This is a genomic window from Bacillus seohaeanensis (assembly GCF_042684945.1).
Lineage (GTDB): Bacteria > Bacillota > Bacilli > Bacillales > Bacillaceae_B > Rossellomorea > Rossellomorea seohaeanensis.
Window position 1 is genome coordinate 84,439 of the sequence record NZ_JBHUMF010000015.1, and the last position, 18,252, is coordinate 102,690.

Annotated in this window: 17 protein-coding genes; 7 read left to right on the top strand and 10 right to left on the bottom strand. The window is 35.7% G+C overall.

The genetic code is table 11. The features are described from left to right. Positions 1-148 precede the first annotated feature (148 nt). Together ACFSUL_RS06465 and ACFSUL_RS06470 are read right to left on the bottom strand one after the other, a co-directional pair. A complete protein-coding gene (locus ACFSUL_RS06465) occupies positions 149-646 on the bottom strand; it encodes a GNAT family N-acetyltransferase (protein ID WP_377933763.1) in 498 nt (165 codons plus the stop codon). Between the two features lie 31 nt (positions 647-677). Then, on the bottom strand, positions 678-2,216 hold the full coding sequence (locus ACFSUL_RS06470; protein ID WP_377933765.1) for a CPBP family intramembrane glutamic endopeptidase: 1,539 nt from the start codon (positions 2,214-2,216) through the stop codon (positions 678-680). Between the two features lie 225 nt (positions 2,217-2,441). Between ACFSUL_RS06470 and ACFSUL_RS06475 the strand changes: the two genes are divergently transcribed. Next, complete coding sequence (locus tag ACFSUL_RS06475) at positions 2,442-2,789, top strand: hypothetical protein (protein ID WP_377933767.1); 348 nt, start codon at positions 2,442-2,444, stop codon at positions 2,787-2,789. Between the two features lie 150 nt (positions 2,790-2,939). Next, positions 2,940-3,890, top strand: coding sequence for a nucleoside hydrolase (locus ACFSUL_RS06480; protein ID WP_377933769.1), 951 nt, complete (start codon positions 2,940-2,942; stop codon positions 3,888-3,890). Between the two features lie 373 nt (positions 3,891-4,263). Here the strand turns inward: ACFSUL_RS06480 and ACFSUL_RS06485 are convergent, their stop codons facing one another. Continuing rightward, positions 4,264-5,745: a SulP family inorganic anion transporter gene (locus tag ACFSUL_RS06485; protein ID WP_377933771.1), complete on the bottom strand. Its 1,482-nt coding sequence runs from the start codon at positions 5,743-5,745 to the stop codon at positions 4,264-4,266. 256 nt (positions 5,746-6,001) lie between these two features. Between ACFSUL_RS06485 and ACFSUL_RS06490 the strand changes: the two genes are divergently transcribed. Continuing rightward, positions 6,002-6,418 (top strand): universal stress protein, encoded by a 417-nt coding sequence (locus ACFSUL_RS06490; RefSeq protein WP_377933773.1) that lies wholly within the window; start codon positions 6,002-6,004, stop codon positions 6,416-6,418. 83 nt (positions 6,419-6,501) lie between these two features. On the opposite strand, the gene ACFSUL_RS06495 is transcribed toward ACFSUL_RS06490, so the two are convergent. Both ACFSUL_RS06495 and ACFSUL_RS06500 read right to left on the bottom strand, forming a co-directional pair. Beyond that, complete coding sequence (locus tag ACFSUL_RS06495) at positions 6,502-7,296, bottom strand: aldo/keto reductase (RefSeq protein WP_377934197.1); 795 nt, start codon at positions 7,294-7,296, stop codon at positions 6,502-6,504. A gap of 191 nt (positions 7,297-7,487) precedes the next feature. Continuing rightward, on the bottom strand, positions 7,488-8,693 hold the full coding sequence (locus tag ACFSUL_RS06500; RefSeq protein WP_377933775.1) for an MFS transporter: 1,206 nt from the start codon (positions 8,691-8,693) through the stop codon (positions 7,488-7,490). Positions 8,694-8,886: 193 nt separating this feature from the next. Between ACFSUL_RS06500 and ACFSUL_RS06505 the strand changes: the two genes are divergently transcribed. After that, entirely contained in the window at positions 8,887-9,252 is a 366-nt protein-coding gene (locus ACFSUL_RS06505; protein WP_377933777.1) for a winged helix-turn-helix transcriptional regulator, read from the top strand. Between the two features lie 330 nt (positions 9,253-9,582). Further along, the gene (locus tag ACFSUL_RS06510; protein WP_377933779.1) at positions 9,583-10,890 is read left to right on the top strand and encodes a serine hydrolase; all 1,308 of its coding nucleotides are present in this window, start codon (positions 9,583-9,585) and stop codon (positions 10,888-10,890) included. 77 nt (positions 10,891-10,967) lie between these two features. On the opposite strand, the gene ACFSUL_RS06515 is transcribed toward ACFSUL_RS06510, so the two are convergent. The 3 genes from ACFSUL_RS06515 to ACFSUL_RS06525 all read right to left on the bottom strand — a co-directional run bounded on the left by ACFSUL_RS06515 (position 10,968) and on the right by ACFSUL_RS06525 (position 13,769). Then, complete coding sequence (locus ACFSUL_RS06515; RefSeq protein WP_071411739.1) at positions 10,968-11,870, bottom strand: YitT family protein; 903 nt, start codon at positions 11,868-11,870, stop codon at positions 10,968-10,970. A 778-nt stretch (positions 11,871-12,648) separates the two neighbouring features. Next, entirely contained in the window at positions 12,649-12,927 is a 279-nt protein-coding gene (locus ACFSUL_RS06520) for a hypothetical protein (protein ID WP_377933782.1), read from the bottom strand. A gap of 206 nt (positions 12,928-13,133) precedes the next feature. Continuing rightward, positions 13,134-13,769 carry an NUDIX hydrolase gene (locus tag ACFSUL_RS06525; RefSeq protein WP_377933784.1) on the bottom strand — a complete coding sequence of 212 codons (636 nt, stop codon included), beginning with the start codon at positions 13,767-13,769 and terminating at the stop codon, positions 13,134-13,136. Positions 13,770-14,112: 343 nt separating this feature from the next. Here ACFSUL_RS06525 and ACFSUL_RS06530 point away from each other — a divergent pair, with 343 nt between their 5' ends. Next, entirely contained in the window at positions 14,113-14,652 is a 540-nt protein-coding gene (locus ACFSUL_RS06530) for a CBO0543 family protein (RefSeq protein ID WP_377933786.1), read from the top strand. An 89-nt stretch (positions 14,653-14,741) separates the two neighbouring features. On the opposite strand, the gene ACFSUL_RS06535 is transcribed toward ACFSUL_RS06530, so the two are convergent. After that, positions 14,742-16,178 carry a carbon starvation CstA family protein gene (locus ACFSUL_RS06535; protein WP_377933788.1) on the bottom strand — a complete coding sequence of 479 codons (1,437 nt, stop codon included), beginning with the start codon at positions 16,176-16,178 and terminating at the stop codon, positions 14,742-14,744. Positions 16,179-16,493: 315 nt separating this feature from the next. Here ACFSUL_RS06535 and ACFSUL_RS06540 point away from each other — a divergent pair, with 315 nt between their 5' ends. After that, positions 16,494-17,135 carry a hypothetical protein gene (locus tag ACFSUL_RS06540; RefSeq protein ID WP_377933790.1) on the top strand — a complete coding sequence of 214 codons (642 nt, stop codon included), beginning with the start codon at positions 16,494-16,496 and terminating at the stop codon, positions 17,133-17,135. A gap of 111 nt (positions 17,136-17,246) precedes the next feature. Here ACFSUL_RS06540 and bioB read toward each other — a convergent pair whose 3' ends face one another. Continuing rightward, positions 17,247-18,239: a biotin synthase BioB gene (gene bioB / locus ACFSUL_RS06545; RefSeq protein WP_377933792.1), complete on the bottom strand. Its 993-nt coding sequence runs from the start codon at positions 18,237-18,239 to the stop codon at positions 17,247-17,249. Positions 18,240-18,252 lie beyond the last annotated feature (13 nt).

Sequence of the window (18,252 nt, forward strand, 5' to 3'; positions counted from 1 at the left end):
CAAAACAAAACTCCAATCGAAAATAAAGAATTCGGTCCTAAAGGCATTTCCCATCTCCCACCTTACATTTTTCACCTATTACTGTATTCAACGTTATATATATATCCAGTATCCTACTTAATCAAATCTCCGAACAACCTACGAAGGTTCATATAAGCTTCACCATATAATACTCATCAACAAATTCACCGTCTAACAAAAGAGAATCTTTTTTTGTCCCTTCGATTTCAAATCCCATTTTTTGATACAGTCCTACCCCTGCATCATTTTGAGTTACAACCGTCAATTCCAATCGATGTAGCTTATGGTTTTCCGCCCATTCCTCTAATTTCCTAAATAACCTTGTCCCTATGCCTTTCCCTCTATATGATTGCAAAATTCCAATTACTAAATAAACGGAATGGCGTTTTCTCTTTGCCTTATTACCAATAGCTATTAAATAGCCAACTAGTTCTGCATTCTCTTCAGCAACGAAAATAGTAGAATGGTTTTCTTTTAAAATATTCTCTATCATTTTCTTTTGTTTATCTATGCTTGTGTTTCTTTCTCCCGGCTCAAGCAACATATACTTTGCCTCTTTTTCAACACGTTGGACTAATTGCATAAACTTTTCTGCATCATCGACTCTAATATGTCGTATCTCCATTTTCCCTATCCCCTTTCCTCTTTTCACTAAGCTAAATAAACAGCGGTGCAATAACATGAATCACTATATCTGCTGTAAAATGGGCGATCATCGCATACTCAAGTCCCACAAACACAAAGATTGCTCCAAACACTATTCCTCCGATGCCATTAATCAGCAACATACTTGCAAATAACCCAACTGTCATATCGAAGGTAGAGGCTGCTATCCCGTAGTGCAACACACCAAATAGAAGAGCAGAAAAGGTAATGGCGACCCAAATAGAAAAAGCAGTAACCTCTTTTTTTCTTATTTTTGAAAATAACCAAATAAAGAATGTAACAAGAAACAGGCGAAATATTGTTTCTTCTGTCGTGGCAGCTCCAAAGGAACCAAGCACTCCAAGCCACCAAGACGGCTCGTTAATGGAAGAGTTATCAATATTAAGTGGTTTCGATATAAAATAACTTATTAGAAGGATAGCACATCCTGTTAAAAGGCCATACATAATAGAGGAGCCTATATTCTTTTTATAATGATGAATGGACGTTTGAGGATGAAAAAGAGATTCAATAAGAGGAGCCTTTAAATTGACTTTTTTCGCCATCCATAATGCTAGAAATAGTAAAACACCTGTTTCTACCAATGTTTGTAGTGTGAAAACACCAGTAAAAGCTAACTTCGATAACCCCATCTCTTCATGAAAGTTCTCTCTCGCAATCGCATAAGGGGCCATTGCTAAAGCACCAAGTAAATTAATAAATAGAATAACATAATATAATTTCCAATTTATTAATGGTTTTTTTACTATTTTTTCTTTATTCACTTCTTCTTCAGGAAGCTCTTCTTGATGTGTATTAATTTTATGTTGCAGTAATTCTACAAACTCATCAGGTTGGTCTATATAGAGGAGGGCCTTCGTAATTTCTTTTTTTGTTCCGAAATAACCTTTTGCCAGTACAGGGGATTTAAATAGAATTTCATATGTCAATTCATCACTCATGCCGAATACCCTTGTGAGAACTCGTGGAAACGCAGTAGCATGAAATACTCCTTTTTCATGAATAATTCCTCCACTGCTATTATATTTAATAGAAGCTTTTTGAATATAATCAATATCATTAATGTGGAAGTTTAACTCCCTCCTTGCACCAATTTTCATTTGAATATTGTTTCGTTTTACAAGAATAGGAGAGTTTCTCACAAGATTATAATCACCCATAATATAGAAAATACTATAGATGTGAAGGGCAGACATGATGTTCGCGAACGTAGGATCTTCCTCCTTAAGGTATATATGAAAGACAATCATTTCAATCACTTGTTCATGCATCAATGCTAAGAACATCCAAAAATAATTGGATTTCTTATAATAAGAGAATACAGAAACATTCTCAGGATATCGCCATTTCTTTTTCCATCTAAAAAACGCATAAAATAAGATGGTCCATTCTTTTTGTAAAATCGTGATAAATGGATTTTCATCGATTTTCCCTTGTTTATATTTTATGAATAAAACGACGATAAAAACCTCTAACAGCACCACTAAAGTTATTACTGAAATCATTGTCTGCGTATCGATATCGCTCATCTCCTATTCAGTGTAAATTTTTCCTTATCTATTCAAAACACCACCTCAAATTCTAGTTAATTCCAATTTAGTTTTTTATTTACTTATAGTCAATAGGAAATACATTTTGTCCATATTTATGTAACAATCTTGGAGACCGGAACAATTCTTAGTAAAATATTACTATTAAGATACAGGAACTTTTCTTCAGTAGGTGAATATCCTACTCATGTGAGGAGGATTATGATGTATTATAATGAGAATAACCAGATGTATCCTGAAAACCATTTGCAATTTGATTATGATTGGAGAAATGTAAAGCATTTGTGTCATAAGTATAGGAACTATTATGTAATTGGACAAATGCAAGATGGTACACAAATTGAAGGCATTATTGAGGATATGAATGATGATGCTGTTACGATGTTAATACCTGAAATGGTAGAAGAAGACGCTTTTGACAACCGTCAATATATTGTTGGTGCTGTTCCAGCTGGAGGGTATAGAAGACAATATCGTCGCTACCGTAGACGACGTTTTCCCTATCATCGATTTGTATTTCCCTTCATCATTCCATTCCCTTTTTACTACTAGTTAATAAACAGTATCGCAAAAAGCACCTCTTTTGGTGCTTTTTTTCATGAAAATAACGTAATGGCCCTTCCTAAACTATTCCTTTTATAGGAAAAACAAACAAGCAAAACTATTCCTCCTATCATATAACAATAGTAGAGGTGATAAACGTTGAAAAATATAATTTTATTTGCTGATACTGGTATTGATGATGCGATCACCATCATCTATGCTCTTCAAAATCCAAACATAAATCTACTAGCCATTGTTGCAGGGTATGGAAATATTGATCGTAATAAAACGTATCGTAATACAAAATATCTGCTGGAACTGGCGGATAGAGAGGACATCCCTGTTATTGCTGGTGCAACAAGACCTTTAGATGGATCTGACCCGACATTCTTTCCAGATATACATGGAGTAGAGGGACTTGGACCGATTAAACCTCCAATTCCCGAAGAGAGATTCGCCGATCAAACGAACTTCAGCCGTTTATTCCAAATCATTAAAGAGTTTTCTGAAGATATAACTATTGTCAATACTGGCAGGCTGACGTCGCTAGCAATGGCCTGGTATTTAAGTCCCTCCACGATGGAAAAAGTGAAGGAAACATATGTTATGGGAGGTGCTTTCCTTGTACCTGGAAATGCAACCGAAGTAGCGGAAGCAAACTTCAATGCGGATTCTCTAGCGGCGAATTTTGTTAGTCAAAACGTTCCTGACCTCACGATTATTCCTTTAAATGTTACAAGAGAAGCACTAATTACTCCTTTCATGGCTGAATTGATAAACGAACAAGCGGATACTCCTCTTCAAGAGCTAATCTTTCCAATACTAGAATTCTATTATAATGCCTATCAACAACTTGAGCCTGGTATACAAGGGACACCACAGCATGACTTGGCCGCATTAATGGCCGCATTGCAACTTGAAGGACTCTTCCACTACGAACGTCGCTATGTAAAAGTCCAACATGAAATGGGTTATGCTAACGGACTAAGCATTGCAGATTTCAGCCCTGGCTCTTCGGATTGTTTTGGGACAAACTGTGTGAAAATAGCCACTGAAATAGATTATGATTTATTCGCCAGCAATGTGATGGAGATATTAACCTCTTCCTAATTGGAAACATCCTATTTAGGAACAACAGTAAATAGCCTGATTTTGAAATCCCGTTCAAAATCAGGCTATTTTAGTGTTTGATGATTCGAAACGCAACTAAAAAAACGTTTTAATCACGTCTTCCTCCTTATTACATTCACTGCATCGATATTCTATTTCTAGTGCATCCTCACTTATTGTGTGGATAGTCTCTTTTTTACACCGTTCACAATACTTCTTTTCCTGTTTCCGTTCCATTCTAATCACCACTAACTTGTTTTGTTCTTTCTACTATTGTTTTAGCCAACAAGATTAACATTTAAACATCAAGGAGTAGATAGCTATTGTATAGTAATATAAAAACTGCACCCATTTAATGAGTGCAGTTCTGTAATTAGTGATTTGCAACTTTTTCAAGACCACCTGGTTTATTATGTGTTGCCAACTTATCTATCAGTTTATTACTCTCCGAATTTAGACCGACTAAATTGACTTTCACACCATTTTGGTGATACTTAATGACAATTTTATCGATAGCACCAACAGCAGAGTCATCCCATAGATGGGCATTTGTTAAATCCACTACTACCTCTTTCACATCTTCATTGTAGTTAAAACTTTCGACGAACTCTGTTACAGATGCAAAGAATAGTTGACCAGATACACGATAGATTTTTTTGCTAGCATTATCGGAAGCCAAAGTAGTAACCTTAACTTTTGAAATTTTTGCAGCAAAGAAAATCGCACTTAAAATAATTCCTACTAATACCCCTTTAGATAAATCATGTGTCATAAGAACCGTTACAACAGTTGCAATCATCACAATTGTATCCGTAATTGGTGTCTTGTGTATATTTATGATAGAAGACCAGTCAAATGTGCCAATCGATACCATAAACATAACTCCTACTAAAGCTGCCATAGGAATTTGTACTAAGAAGTCATTTAACAAAAGAATTAATATCATCAAAAAGCCACCAGCAACAACAGTAGATAATCTTCCTCTACCACCTGACTTTACATTAATAACAGACTGGCCAATCATCGCACAACCAGCCATACCACCGAAGAAGCCAGAAACAATATTTGCAATCCCTTGCCCTCTCGCCTCTTTGTTCTTATCACTTGTAGTATCTGTCATATCATCCACAATTGAAGCTGTTAATAACGATTCAACTAGCCCTACAATTGCAATAGATAAAGAGTAAGGGAAAATGATTTGCAATGTTTCAAAGTTCAGTGGAATGTCAGGAATCAAAAAGAATGGCAATGTTTGTGCTAGCTCGCCCATATCCCCGATAGTGCGAACTCCACTTCCGGTCATAACAGCAATAATAGAGATAGTGATAATTGCTACTAATGGAGATGGAACAGCTTTAGTAAAGCGCGGTACGATATAAATAATAGCTAATGCCCCTGCTACCATTGCATACATCGGCCAAGACTCACCTGAAAAATGCGGTAACTGTGATGTAAAAATAAGAATTGCTAATGCATTAACAAATCCCACCATAACAGAGCGTGGAACAAACTTCATTAAGCGTCCTAATTTTAGGACTCCCATCACAATTTGAATCACACCGGTTAAGATTGTTGCAGCTAACAGATATTGTAATCCGTAATCAGCAACCAATGTCACCATTACTAAGGCCGTTGCCCCTGTTGCAGCAGAAATCATTCCAGGACGTCCTCCGACAAATGCAATGACTACAGCAATACAAAAGGATGCATAGAGACCAACCATTGGGTCCACTCCAGCAATGAGAGAAAAAGCAATTGCTTCTGGTATCAATGCCATCGCAACTACTATTCCCGCTAGCACATCACCCTTGATGTTACCAAACCACTCGTATTTAATTTTTGAACTTAAATTCATAATGCACCTCTTCCTATTATTTTTGTGACTTTCAACTCTCATGAAAGTCGGGGCCGTTTTTCACATCGCCCATTATATATCGATTTGGCCATTATGTGAAGTAGTTATGTAAACGCAAACATATATATTTTTCTCTGTTTTTCGCTCACTTACAATGATATTCTATCTATAATATAATTTTAAAAAGTTTATCTAGAGGAATTTTAGTAACGTAAGAGAATTATTATTGGGATAGTGAGAGACGGAGGGAGAGTTAATGTTTACTAAAATATTACTAGCTGCCGATGGATCCGCACACTCCGTACGAGCAGCAGAGAAAGCATTTGAACTTGCAACTTATAATAAAGAAGCAAAAGTAGAAATTGTTTATGTAATTGATAGCAAACATTCAAAAGACGACGTTATTCACAACTGGGGTGGGGATGCTTCTGATAAGAGAAAAGAGAAAGTACAACTTATTAAACAAAAAGCAAAACATCTTGGAGTCGATTACGAAGTAGTTTTTCTACACGGTGAGCCAGGTCCTGCCATTGTAGACTATACGAATAAATATCCATTTGACGTCGTGGTAATTGGAAGTCGAGGATTGAATACGTTACAAGAAATGGTACTTGGAAGTGTTAGTCATAAAGTCGCTAAAAGAGTGAATTGTCCTGTACTAATTGTAAAGTGACGCTAAACATCTCTACAGTTTAGCAACGAAAAAGAGCGATACCTTTTGGTACAGTATCGCCCTCTCTTCTTTCTACTACTACCTTAAAAATCAAAGTTATCCGGATCTGGACCTACACGATGATTTTGATTTAGTCCATCAATTCGTTCCATCTCGTCATCCGTTAAAGTAAAATCAAATATATCAGCATTTTCCTTAATACGATGCTCTTTCGTAGATTTTGGAATCGTTACAATCTGGTTTTGCAGATCCCAACGTAAAATCACTTGTGCAACTGTTTTGTTATGCTTCGTAGCAATCTCTTGCAAATCTTGATTATCGAGAATCTCCCCTTGCATTAATGGAGACCATGCTTCTAGTTGAATCCCATTTTCCTTACAATAATCTTTCAATTCTTTTTGAGTTAAACGTGGATGACATTCTACTTGGTTCACCATTGGTTTAATTTCTGCATTTTTCATAAGATCTTCTAGATGGTGAATTTGGAAGTTACTTACTCCAATTGCTTTAATTTTTCCTTCTTTATAAAGTGTTTCTAATGCTCTCCAAGCATCTTTATATTTACCTTCTACCGGCCAGTGGATAAGGTATAAGTCTAAATAGTCTAACCCCAGTTTTTCTAAACTTGTTTCAAATGCCGCTATCGCAGATTCATAGCCTAAGTCACTGTTCCATACTTTTGAAGTAACGAAGAGGTCTTCCCTAGAAATACCAGCTTCCTTTAACCCTTCACGGATTCCCTCTCCAACACCTTCTTCGTTCTGATAAATAGCTGCGGTATCAATACTACGGTACCCATGTTGTATTGCTGTTTTTACTGCATTTACTAGTTCAGGCCCTTCTTCTACTTTAAATACTCCAAGACCAAACCAAGGCATTTTTACACCATTATGCAGAGTTGTTGTTGATTGTAAATTTTCCACTTTATATTCCTCCATATTATCGTAATTATATTTTTCGTTTTTATAGCCTGCTCCTGTATAGTAGAACCACCCCCTTTCAAGAGGCAGAGCTAGCCTTTTCCAAATCTTTCATCTTTTATTAGCTTACAACGAAGCTCCTCTTTTTTCTAACAAACTGCTTTGTTTCCACGTTCTCTATCTTTTTTATCTAACACACGACTCCAACCTGTTAATACCACTGCACTGACTACCATTAAAGCACCTATCCATGCTGTATGGATAAGCCCAATGGAGTCTGTAATAACTCCACCTAAATAAGAACCAATTGCTATTCCTGCATTAAAAGCAGCAATATTAATAGCAGAAGCAACATCCACCGCACTAGGAACAAATCGTTCTGCCAGCATGACGACATATACTTGTAAACCAGGTACATTCATAAAAGCAAGTAACCCCATCGCAATGATTGTTAGTAAACCTGCTATTTTAAATGGAGCTGTAAAGGTTAATAGGATAAGAACGATAGCTTGGACAATAAACATGTAAAATAAGGCGTTAATTGGATTTTTATTAGATAACTTTCCGCCAACCATATTCCCAATAGCAATTGCGACTCCATAAACTAAAAGAATAACCGCAACAGTTCCTTCTTTAAAGCCTGTTATATTTTGTAAGATAGGAGATAAATAAGTAAATACGACAAATGTTCCTCCATACCCTAATGCAGTTATAATAAATACTAATAATAATCGACCATTGGTTATTAATTTAAATTGATCACCAAAGGTTGTGCGTGTACCTTTACGCAAATCAGATGGAACGAGAATAGTATTTGCAATGAAAGCAATAACACCAACCGCAACAATAATGATGAAAGCCAGTCTCCAACCAAATTGTTGTCCAATAAACGTTCCAAACGGTACCCCTGTAACAGTTGCTACGGTAAGTCCGGTAAACATAATAGAAATGGCACTAGCTCTTTTATTTTCTGGTACTAAATCTGCTGCAATCGTTGACCCTATCGACATAAACACACCGTGGGATAAGGCAGAAATAACACGAGCTACAAGTAGTACACCAATAGTTGTAGCACTAGCCGCAATACTATTTCCGATAATAAATACAACCATAATCCAAAGTAATAATGATTTCCGAGACATACTAGAAGTTAAAGACGTTAAGATTGGTGCTCCAAATGTTACTCCTAGAGCATATAACGAAACGGTTAATCCAGCTGTTGTAACAGAAATGTGTAAATCCTTTGCGATAAGTGGTAACAAACCGACACTTATAAATTCCGTTGTTCCGATAGCAAACGCACTGACTGCTAATGCCAACAGTGCAAGGGTACTTCTTTTTTTATCTATAGTCATTTTTCTTCTCCTTATCTCTTTCCAATTCTCGAGAATTTTAATGATAGTTTTTAATGAAATAATAGAATAAATCAACCGGCAAATGTTATTATGGTACATATCAATAATAATGAAAAGTACGTACTTTTAAGTACTATAGTAACCAAGAAGTACTATAGGAACTTTAAAGTACCTATAGCAAAGGAGCGTTATTATGCAAAAAAAGAAATACAATATATCAGTAGAAGCTACACTAGAGGTAATCGGAGGAAAGTGGAAATGCGTAATTCTTTGCCATCTCACACATGGTAAAAAACGCACGAGTGAATTAAAGCGATTAATGCCAAACATTACCCAAAAAATGCTTACCCAGCAATTACGGGAGTTAGAAGATGATGGCGTCATTAATCGAATCATCTACAACCAGGTTCCACCAAAGGTTGAGTATGAGCTAAGTGAATATGGATGGGGATTAAAACCTATTCTAGATTCGTTGTGCGCTTGGGGAGAAAAACATATTACAAAAGTGTACGGAGATACAACCTCTGTACTGGAAGATAGTGTTTTGAATGAGAAATAGGTTTGTTTTAGTATAAAAAAAGAGCTGGTAACTCGCCTTTTACAAAAGGGAATTACCAGCTCTTTTTCGTTGCTTCTCTTTATTTATAGTAAAGAGAACATTCCTGATGGCATCATTGCTGCAAATATTCCACCTAAGATACTAATAACGCTTGAAATAATAACCGTTTAAATAGACCAGGATGGTGATAGAGCCAAAAAGAAGGAACAGGCCAATTAAAATAAAGGCAACTGTTATTCCTTAGATTCTCATGTTCATTTTTCTCCCCCTCTATAATTTGTGTTAAAATATCTTAGTTGTAATTAATATGTTGGAGGTACAATGTAGAACATGAAACTTTTAAAAAAGAACATAGCCGTTTTTCTCCTCACCTTGATTGCGTTTGTGTATGTACCACAATCCATTCATGCAGAAGAAAAACTTCCTATTAATGCTGATGCGGCTATTTTAGTTGAAGCAGATACTGGAAAAATCATCTATGAACAAAATGCCGACAAAGCACTCGGTATCGCTAGTATGACGAAAATGATGACGGAATACCTATTATTCGAAGCAATCGAGTCAGGAAAAGTGGAGTGGGAGCAAACATACACACCTAGTGAAAAAGTGTATACGTTATCTACCGCTCCTGGTTTAAGTAATGTGCCGTTACGTCCAAATGAGCAATATACGGTGAAGGAATTATATGAGGCGATGGTAATTAAATCTGCTAATGGTGCTGCCATTGCCATATCTGAAATCGTCGCAGGTTCAGAAGGTGAGTTTGTCAAGATGATGAATCAAAAGGCGAAAGACCTTGGACTTGAGCATTATCAATTTGTCAATTCCACCGGTTTGAGTAACTACGATATGCTTGGAATGTATCCAAAAGGGACAGGCGTTAATGATGAAAATCTATTATCAGCACAAGATACGGCGACATTAGCTTATCATCTAATGAAGGATTTCCCTGAAGTACTCGACACAACTAGCCTTCCCACAAAAAAATTTAGACAAGGAACAGCTGAAGAGATGATTATGAATAACACCAATGCGATGTTAAAAGGACGCAGATATTCGTATGAAGGTGTCGACGGTTTGAAAACGGGGACAACTCCATTTGCAGGTTCGACCTTTACTGGAACAGCAAAACGCGATGGTACCCGCTATATTACCGTCGTGATGGATTCCAAAAACGAGCTAGGACAACCGAGCGGGGCTGACCGTTTTAAACAAGCAGCAGACCTTTTTGATTATGGATTCAACCATTTTACAACAGTAAATTTCACTCTTGATGATCTCGATAAAAAAGACAACCATTCTTTCCCTATCGCAAAAGGAAAAGAAGAACAAGTCAAAATGCAAACAAAAGAATCCATCCAGTTATTGTTGGAAAAAGAAGCGAAAGACAGCATCCATGTAAAAATAAAAATGGACGAAAATAAGTTAAATGAGGATGGCGAGCTTCAAGCCCCTATCAAAAAAGGCGAAAAAATTGGTGAACTATTCATCGAAAATCCAAAGAAATCAGAGTATTTAATGGAGCTAACCCCAGAAAAAGAGAGAATTTCTATTTATGCTGCCGATTCAGTAGAAAAAGCAAACTGGTTCGTTCTAACGACTAGAGCGATAGGAGAATTTTTTGAAGAGGTTTTTTAGTAAGATTTATGTTTCACAAACAATTAAAAGAAGCAAACCCATGGTCGTGACATGTGGTTTGCTTCCCTCATTAATTACTAATGAATACTTTGCTTTTTAAAACGTCCACCTCTTACTTCAGCTATATCCGCAATCGCAAGAAAAGCTGTTGGATCGTGTTCGACTACAATATCTTTCAATTTTGCTTCTTCTAGTCGGTTGATTACACAGAAAATGACTTTTTTATCATCTCCGGAGAACGCACCTTCCCCATTTAAGTACGTCACTCCTCTTCCTAATCTATGTAGAATAGCATCCCCAACTTTGAGATAGTTTTCACTAATGATCCAGACACTTTTTGATTCATCTAACCCTTTAATCGTAATATCAATCACTTTGTAAGCAACATAATAAGCTAACAAGGAATACATTGCACGGTCCCAACTAAATACAAACCCTGCACTTCCTAAAATAAATAAATTCATAAACATGATTATCTCGCCAACAGAAAAAGGCAGCTTCTTGCTTGCTAGAATCGCAAGTACTTCCGTTCCATCAAGCGTACCACCATAGCGAATAACCATTCCCACTCCGATTCCAAGTACGATGCCTCCAAACAACGTTGCAAGTAGAATATCTTGCGTAAATGCAGGTACAGGATGTAAAAAACTTGTAGAAATCGATAACACAACAATCCCATACAATGTAGAGAGAGCAAAAGTTTTCCCTATTTGCTTATAGCCAATAAAGAAAAATGGAATATTCAGTAGGAAAATAAAAAGCCCGAGTTTTATACCTGTTACATGGGAAAGCATGATTGAAATACCAACAATTCCTCCATCAATAACATTGTTTGGCACAAGAAAGATTTCCAATCCAACAGACATAATAATCGCACCAATAGTAATTAACAAACCTCTCTTTAGTATTTCTTTTAACGGTATTTTTCTATGTTGTACTTTCTCTACCTCTAGTCCATCAAGTGTAGTTCCTTCGCTCATTCGTTCTCCCCCTTAATTTATTAAGGATGCACGCCCGATTTTTCTATAAAAAAATCACGTAACACTTATCCCTATCACTTTTCTATAAAATTGATAACTGTTACTATATCCTCCAACAAAATGTCAGAAAAATAAACACAATACTTTTACCGCTCATTTCTCCTGTAATGATTTAAATGCAAAAATAAAGAGATAACGAAAGTATGCATTTATATATATTTACTTTTGTAAGAGTAAATTCTTTACATATAAAATCGTTATTTATCTTTAAGTCTTCCGAAAAAAGATTTAAAAAGAAAGAAATTTTCCAAATAAATACTCGAAGAGAAGAAGCCCATTTTAGAGGAGTTGAAATTAGGAGAGGTCATTAGAATCATTTATTACTTTTACGCAGATTCGGTAGAATCCAAAATAAGAACCTAAAGAGTGGTATGTAATCTGATTGAAACAAGTAACAGCACAAACAATAAAAAACATAAGAAGCATTATGCCCTTCATTGTTTTCCTCTCCTCAAAAAGGATACTCTTTAATTTTACTATAAAACGCACAAGCCAACAATGAAATTACAAAGCAATGTGGGAATCAGCAACCCTATTTATTAAATTCCCCACCCTTTTTAACATAAAAATGCACAAGAAATGGTAAAACTCCACCCTATTTTATAAGGTGAACTTCAATCAGCCATGATTTTACCGTCCGATAAAAAAGAGCGGACAGATAACAATGGATAGCTACCTGTCCGTCCTACTTATTGTCTCAGTCATGGAGTACGATAAATCACAAGGAAAAATCACACCTTCTCACTCTAATTTTTTTCATTAAAAACGCAATTAAATAACCAAAAAGAATAGCTGAAATACAAACAGGGATACTGCTAAAATTAATCTGATAAAAACCTGTATAGTGGCTCCCAATAATCAATATACTGTACATTCCACCAAAGCTTACTAGCATTTTTGTAATATCCTTCTCAAATACAAACCCAGTAACACACCCCGAAAAGATGATAGAAAAATAATCTAAACTAATAGTGCTCGAATTAGAATGGAGATTCATTTCCCAACACCCGAACAACGCGACACTCAAAAAAAATAATAGTAGTTTACTCCTGTATCTATTGAATTCCAATACCCTCACCCTTAATGTCTAACTCCATTATTTCCTTCCCCAGTGCTATTCTAAAAAATTACTAATTCATCCTACTCCATCATTCTAAAGTTATTTCCTGCAAAGTTTTTAAAACTATTACATCGGAGACAAAATTACCTAAGAACTTTATTTTGGTGACTTTTTATCCTATCAATAATTTCTTCATAATAAGAATCATCATGAGGAACAAAACTATTTTTACCAACGGTTGTATGTAGTAATGTTTTTTCTCCAACATGATTGATCTCGAATCCTTTTACTTCCAGTTGATCTGTTTTTCCTGTGAATAGCTTTGAAAAACTCTCAAAGTCAGCTTTTACAATACCCGACACCTCTTCCGTTTGTAACAAGAAATCATCCATCGTTTTTTTATAATCGTATAAAAAAACATTAGCTAACTCATTATCTATTAAGTCACCTTGTAAGGCACTATACTTTATTTCACCTAACGAGACTAATTCATTGAAAGAAAGTTTTATTCCAACTTCTTCCTCCACTTCTCGAACCCCATCGGCAATTGATTCATTTGCTAAAATATGACCGGCTGCTGTAATGTCAAAAAGGTTTGGATAATCTTTTTTGGAGTTACTGCGAAGTTGAAAAAATATATACTTCTTCTCCTCTTCATGACTAACAAACCAACAATGGAATGTTTCATGCCAAAGACCTTTTTTATGGACTTCCGCACGTGTAGCAATACCAACTAAATTTCTATTCTCATCAAAAACGTTCAGTTTTTCTGTTTCCATTAATACTCCCTCCATATTACTGTCTTTTCTTCATTACACTGATAGAGCGGCATTTTAATCAGTTGTCTAATCCTTAAGATGGAGGCTTACTGTCCGTTAATGCAGGATAAACTTAGCTAACATTAAAATTTTAACATTTTTGTTATATATTAACTATAATTAATCTCGATAAATAACCAATCAATACCTAAATTCTATCCACATTCGTTTACCTCAAGTTGAGAAAAACCTCTTTTTTTAACCTAGTAATAATCGCCCCTTTCAATTAGCACCAAGAATACCTTTACATTTATTTGGAAATAATCTTATAGGAATAAAGCTTTATGTATACGGAAGATTGGGCGTGTTAAATTTGTTCATCAGTATTATTTATGCTTGTATCTATATCTTAGCAGCATGGAAATGGGGAGATTGGAGAAATTGGAAGGAATATTATCCAACCATTTTATTTTATATTTTGGGAGACCTATTGTATCAATTCCTTTTCTTTAACTATTCTATGTGGGAATTCCATCCCGTTTTAATGGATCATGATGTTCCAGGTCAGCATACCTTTACTGATATTCTCTTGGTCTGCACAAGATATCCAGCAACTATATTGATCTTCTTGTATCATTTCCCAAAGAAACGCACCATTTCTATACTAGTTTACCTACTATTTTGGGTCGGTCTTTACGCCTTCAATGAATGGATAAGTTTTTCATTTGGTTTGATAGATCATCACCATGGTTGGAACTTTGGATGGTCCATTCTATTTAATTTTGTCATGTTTTCTATCCTTCGAGTTCATCACCACCGCCCTCTCTTTGCATTGATACTTTCCATTATTTTCGCTGTATTGCTGTGGAATGCCTTAGAAGTCCCTCTTGATATTTTAAAATAACAATTTCTTCCTCATAGAGAAAGAGCGATTCTGCGATAAACAGAAACGCTCTTCTACACTTAAATAATTTTACAATAATGACTGTTTGGCTATGCTGCATGCAACTCGGCTTCTTTTCGATGAATTTTTCGATATTTAACTATTTGTCCCACATACCATAATAGTACGATGAATGCTAATGAAAATCCGATAACAAGGGATAAGTGATAATTTAGACTTAACCCCTCTGGTGCATAAAAAATGTATGTACAAACAACACCAGTCATAAACATTGCAGGGACTCCGCAAATCCAATGAAACTTGCCGTTTTTCAATAAATACATTGTGCCTGTCCAAAGCATAACAGAAGCAACTACTTGGTTCGTCCACCCTACATATCTCCATAAGAATGTATAGTCGATGGTTGCAAGATAAAAAGTTGGTAACGCAACAGGAATCGTAACGAAGAGAACTTTGTACTTTTTATCCATTTTATAAAATTTTGATACTAAATCTGTTAAGATCATTCTAGACGATCTTAATGCTGTATCCCCTGTTGTGATTGGTAAAATAATAACACCTAAAATTGCTAATATCCCACCTAATGTTCCAAGTAAAGAGGTAGAAATTTCATTTACTACACCAGATGGTCCTCCTGCTGCTAATGCTTCTTGTAAGCCACCCGTACCATTGAAGAAAGTCATTCCCGCTGCCGCCCAAATTAAAGCAATAACTCCCTCAATGACCATTGCACCATAAAAAATTTTACGTCCGTCTGTTTCTTTTTTCATTGTACATGCGATAATTGGACTTTGTGTACAATGAAATCCAGAAATTGCCCCACACGAAATGGTTACCATTAAAAGAGGCCAAATAGGTAATTCACCAGGATGAAGGTTTTCGATTGTTAGATTAGGGATCTGTTTATCCGTAAACAAAAGGGCAACTCCAATTGCCACTGCCATAAATAATAAGATTCCTCCTAATAAAGGATAAATCTTCCCAATTATTCTATTGACAGGCAATACTGTCGCCAATAAAAAATAGCCAAATATTAACACCAATGCTACCGTAAAGCTTACCGGTGTTATCTGAGAGATCAACTGTGCCGGCCCAGCTGTAAAAGCTGCCGCTACCAGCATCATTAGTACAAGGGATAATAGATTTATGAATGATTTCACCGTATTTCCTAAATAGCGTCCGACAAGGGAAGGATACTGTGCCCCGCCATGCCTCATTGACAACATCCCGGAAAAATAATCATGAACCCCTCCAGCAAAAATAGTTCCGATTACAATCCAAATAAAGGCTACTGGCCCATACAACGCACCTGCCACTGCACCATAAATCGGTCCAAGTCCTGCAATATTTAGTAACTGAATTAAATTCCCTTTCCACCAGCTCATTGGTACATAATCAAGATTATCCCTTTTCGTATAAGCCGGGGTAGGCGTTTCATCATTAACAACGAATACACGTTCAACGAACTTGGAATAAACTGCGTATCCGACTATAAGTAATAGAAGTGCTCCAAAAAATGTCAACATCTTTAATTCCTCCTGTTGTGTATGAATGTTAGAATATAGGGAATTTTATCACCTTTTCTGCAGGAAGGAAATAGATTTTTCAGAAAAAATATATAATTTAGTCAATTAAAGCGTTTTCAATTTATTTTTTAGAGAAAATTATAGTGAAAAAAGATTTCTAGGGAATTATCAGCAATTTTAAACATTACAAACTACAACACAAATAGAGGGATGTTGGACGCTAAATAAACATAGCGACCATGTTGATAACTTTTTTTCAAAACAATTTCTTGTATTATAATTAAAGCAACACACTACACGAAGGAGTTAACATCTATGAAAAAATTAGATAATTTATTTTTCAACAAAATTAATTTAGTCATTATCATTACCATTTTTGGGATACTTTTAACTGCTTGTGATAGTAGCGAGCGCGAGATAGATGGATTATCTCTTCTTACTAACAAAGAGCATCCTAAAATGTGGGAGAAAGAAGATAAATTTTTAAATTATGCAGAGAAAATGGGTGCAGAGAAAAAGGTTAGGTTTATGGAAGAAGATTATAATGATGAAAGCCTCATAACTTACTCACATCATGAATATGGGGATGAAATTGTGTACTCTATATGGCTACAAATCACCCGCATAAAAGAAAAGAGATTGGGTTTAGATAAATCATTAGAAATAGCGAAAACGTACTTACCTTCTTTTATCGATAATGGGAAATATAAATCGCCTATATACAGTATATACCAAGATAAAGAGGATAAAGATAAAAAGTATTATTTAATAACCTATAAATATAAAGATTATTATGAGGATAACCCTAATAAATTACCAGCACATGTCTATATAAAACTTTACACGGATGAAAAAGGAGTATCTGACATATTTATTACAAATAGACGAGGGTATACTTATTCTACTTTTAAATCTGGAAACAAATTAATTAGTGAAACTGATCAGTTTGTAAAATAAAAATGGGAGTGCTAAAACCATTGCTATTTAGCACTCCTTCTTCATTAATATTTATTGTTTTCTCCACAGTAAGTGAATTACTTGAACAAAATCCAAGCTCTTTCCTATCACTCACCCTATAGGCATCGCAGCATAATCTATCTCAAACCCAAGATCCTGAAGCATTTCGTGATCCTTCGTACTTTCTTGTCCATCCGTTGTTAAATAATCACCAACAAATATCGAGTTTGCTGCATACAACCCTAACGGCTGCAAGCTTCTCAAATTAACCTCACGTCCCCCAGAAATTCGAATTTCTTTCGCAGGATTAATATAACGGAATAATGCTAAAACCTTTAAACAATACCTTGGATCTAACTCATCTGTACCTTCTAACGGAGTTCCGTCGATTGCATGAAGAAAATTAACTGGAATGGAATCTGCGTCTAATATTTTTAGGCTTCTTGCCATATTTACAACATCTTCTTTTGTTTCTTTCATCCCGACGATAACTCCGGAACAAGGAGAGATGCCTGCCTCCTTCGCTACTGATACTGTAGAAACACGATCTTCGTATGTATGAGATGTTGTAATTTTGGGGTGATGTTCCTTCGATGTATTTAGGTTATGGTTATAACGGTCAACTCCTGCTTCTTTTAAGCGAGTCGCTTGCTCTGGCTTCAATATTCCAAGACAGGCACAAATTTTTAGTTGATAGTTATCTTTAATTTCCGTAACTGCTGATACGACTGTATCTACATCCCTGTTAGTCGGGCCTCTTCCGCTTGCAACAATACAGTATGTCCCAGCATTCATTTTGTGAGCTTGTTCCGCTCCCTTTAGAATCGTCTCTTTATTTACCATCGGGTATGCCTTAATAGGTGCCGTTGAAACCAATGACTGTGAACAATAGCCACAATTCTCAGGACAAAAACCTGATTTTGTATTGATAATCATATTCAGTTTCACTTTTTTCCCAAAATGCTTTTTACGTATTTTAAAGGCACCATCTAGTAATGGTAATAATTCATCGTCATCACAGTTTAAAATCGATAATGCTTGTTCATCAGTTAGTTCCTTCCCCTCTAATACGCTTTCCGCTAATTCAGTCCAGCTATTTCCCATACAGAACATCCCC

Bases quoted from the DNA above. Each gene is read 5' to 3' on its own strand.
- ACFSUL_RS06465 (WP_377933763.1), bottom strand. From the start codon at position 646: ATGGAGATACGACATATTAGAGTCGATGATGCAGAAAAGTTTATGCAA.
- ACFSUL_RS06470 (WP_377933765.1), bottom strand. From the start codon at position 2,216: ATGAGCGATATCGATACGCAGACAATGATTTCAGTAATAACTTTAGTG.
- ACFSUL_RS06475 (WP_377933767.1), top strand. From the start codon at position 2,442: ATGTATTATAATGAGAATAACCAGATGTATCCTGAAAACCATTTGCAA.
- ACFSUL_RS06485 (WP_377933771.1), bottom strand. From the start codon at position 5,745: ATGAATTTAAGTTCAAAAATTAAATACGAGTGGTTTGGTAACATCAAG.
- ACFSUL_RS06490 (WP_377933773.1), top strand. From the start codon at position 6,002: ATGTTTACTAAAATATTACTAGCTGCCGATGGATCCGCACACTCCGTA.
- ACFSUL_RS06495 (WP_377934197.1), bottom strand. From the start codon at position 7,296: ATGCCTTGGTTTGGTCTTGGAGTATTTAAAGTAGAAGAAGGGCCTGAA.
- ACFSUL_RS06500 (WP_377933775.1), bottom strand. From the start codon at position 8,693: ATGACTATAGATAAAAAAAGAAGTACCCTTGCACTGTTGGCATTAGCA.
- ACFSUL_RS06505 (WP_377933777.1), top strand. From the start codon at position 8,887: ATGCAAAAAAAGAAATACAATATATCAGTAGAAGCTACACTAGAGGTA.
- ACFSUL_RS06510 (WP_377933779.1), top strand. From the start codon at position 9,583: ATGAAACTTTTAAAAAAGAACATAGCCGTTTTTCTCCTCACCTTGATT.
- ACFSUL_RS06515 (WP_071411739.1), bottom strand. From the start codon at position 11,870: ATGAGCGAAGGAACTACACTTGATGGACTAGAGGTAGAGAAAGTACAA.
- ACFSUL_RS06520 (WP_377933782.1), bottom strand. From the start codon at position 12,927: ATGAATCTCCATTCTAATTCGAGCACTATTAGTTTAGATTATTTTTCT.
- ACFSUL_RS06525 (WP_377933784.1), bottom strand. From the start codon at position 13,769: ATGGAAACAGAAAAACTGAACGTTTTTGATGAGAATAGAAATTTAGTT.
- ACFSUL_RS06535 (WP_377933788.1), bottom strand. From the start codon at position 16,178: ATGTTGACATTTTTTGGAGCACTTCTATTACTTATAGTCGGATACGCA.
- ACFSUL_RS06540 (WP_377933790.1), top strand. From the start codon at position 16,494: ATGAAAAAATTAGATAATTTATTTTTCAACAAAATTAATTTAGTCATT.
- bioB (WP_377933792.1), bottom strand. From the start codon at position 18,239: ATGGGAAATAGCTGGACTGAATTAGCGGAAAGCGTATTAGAGGGGAAG.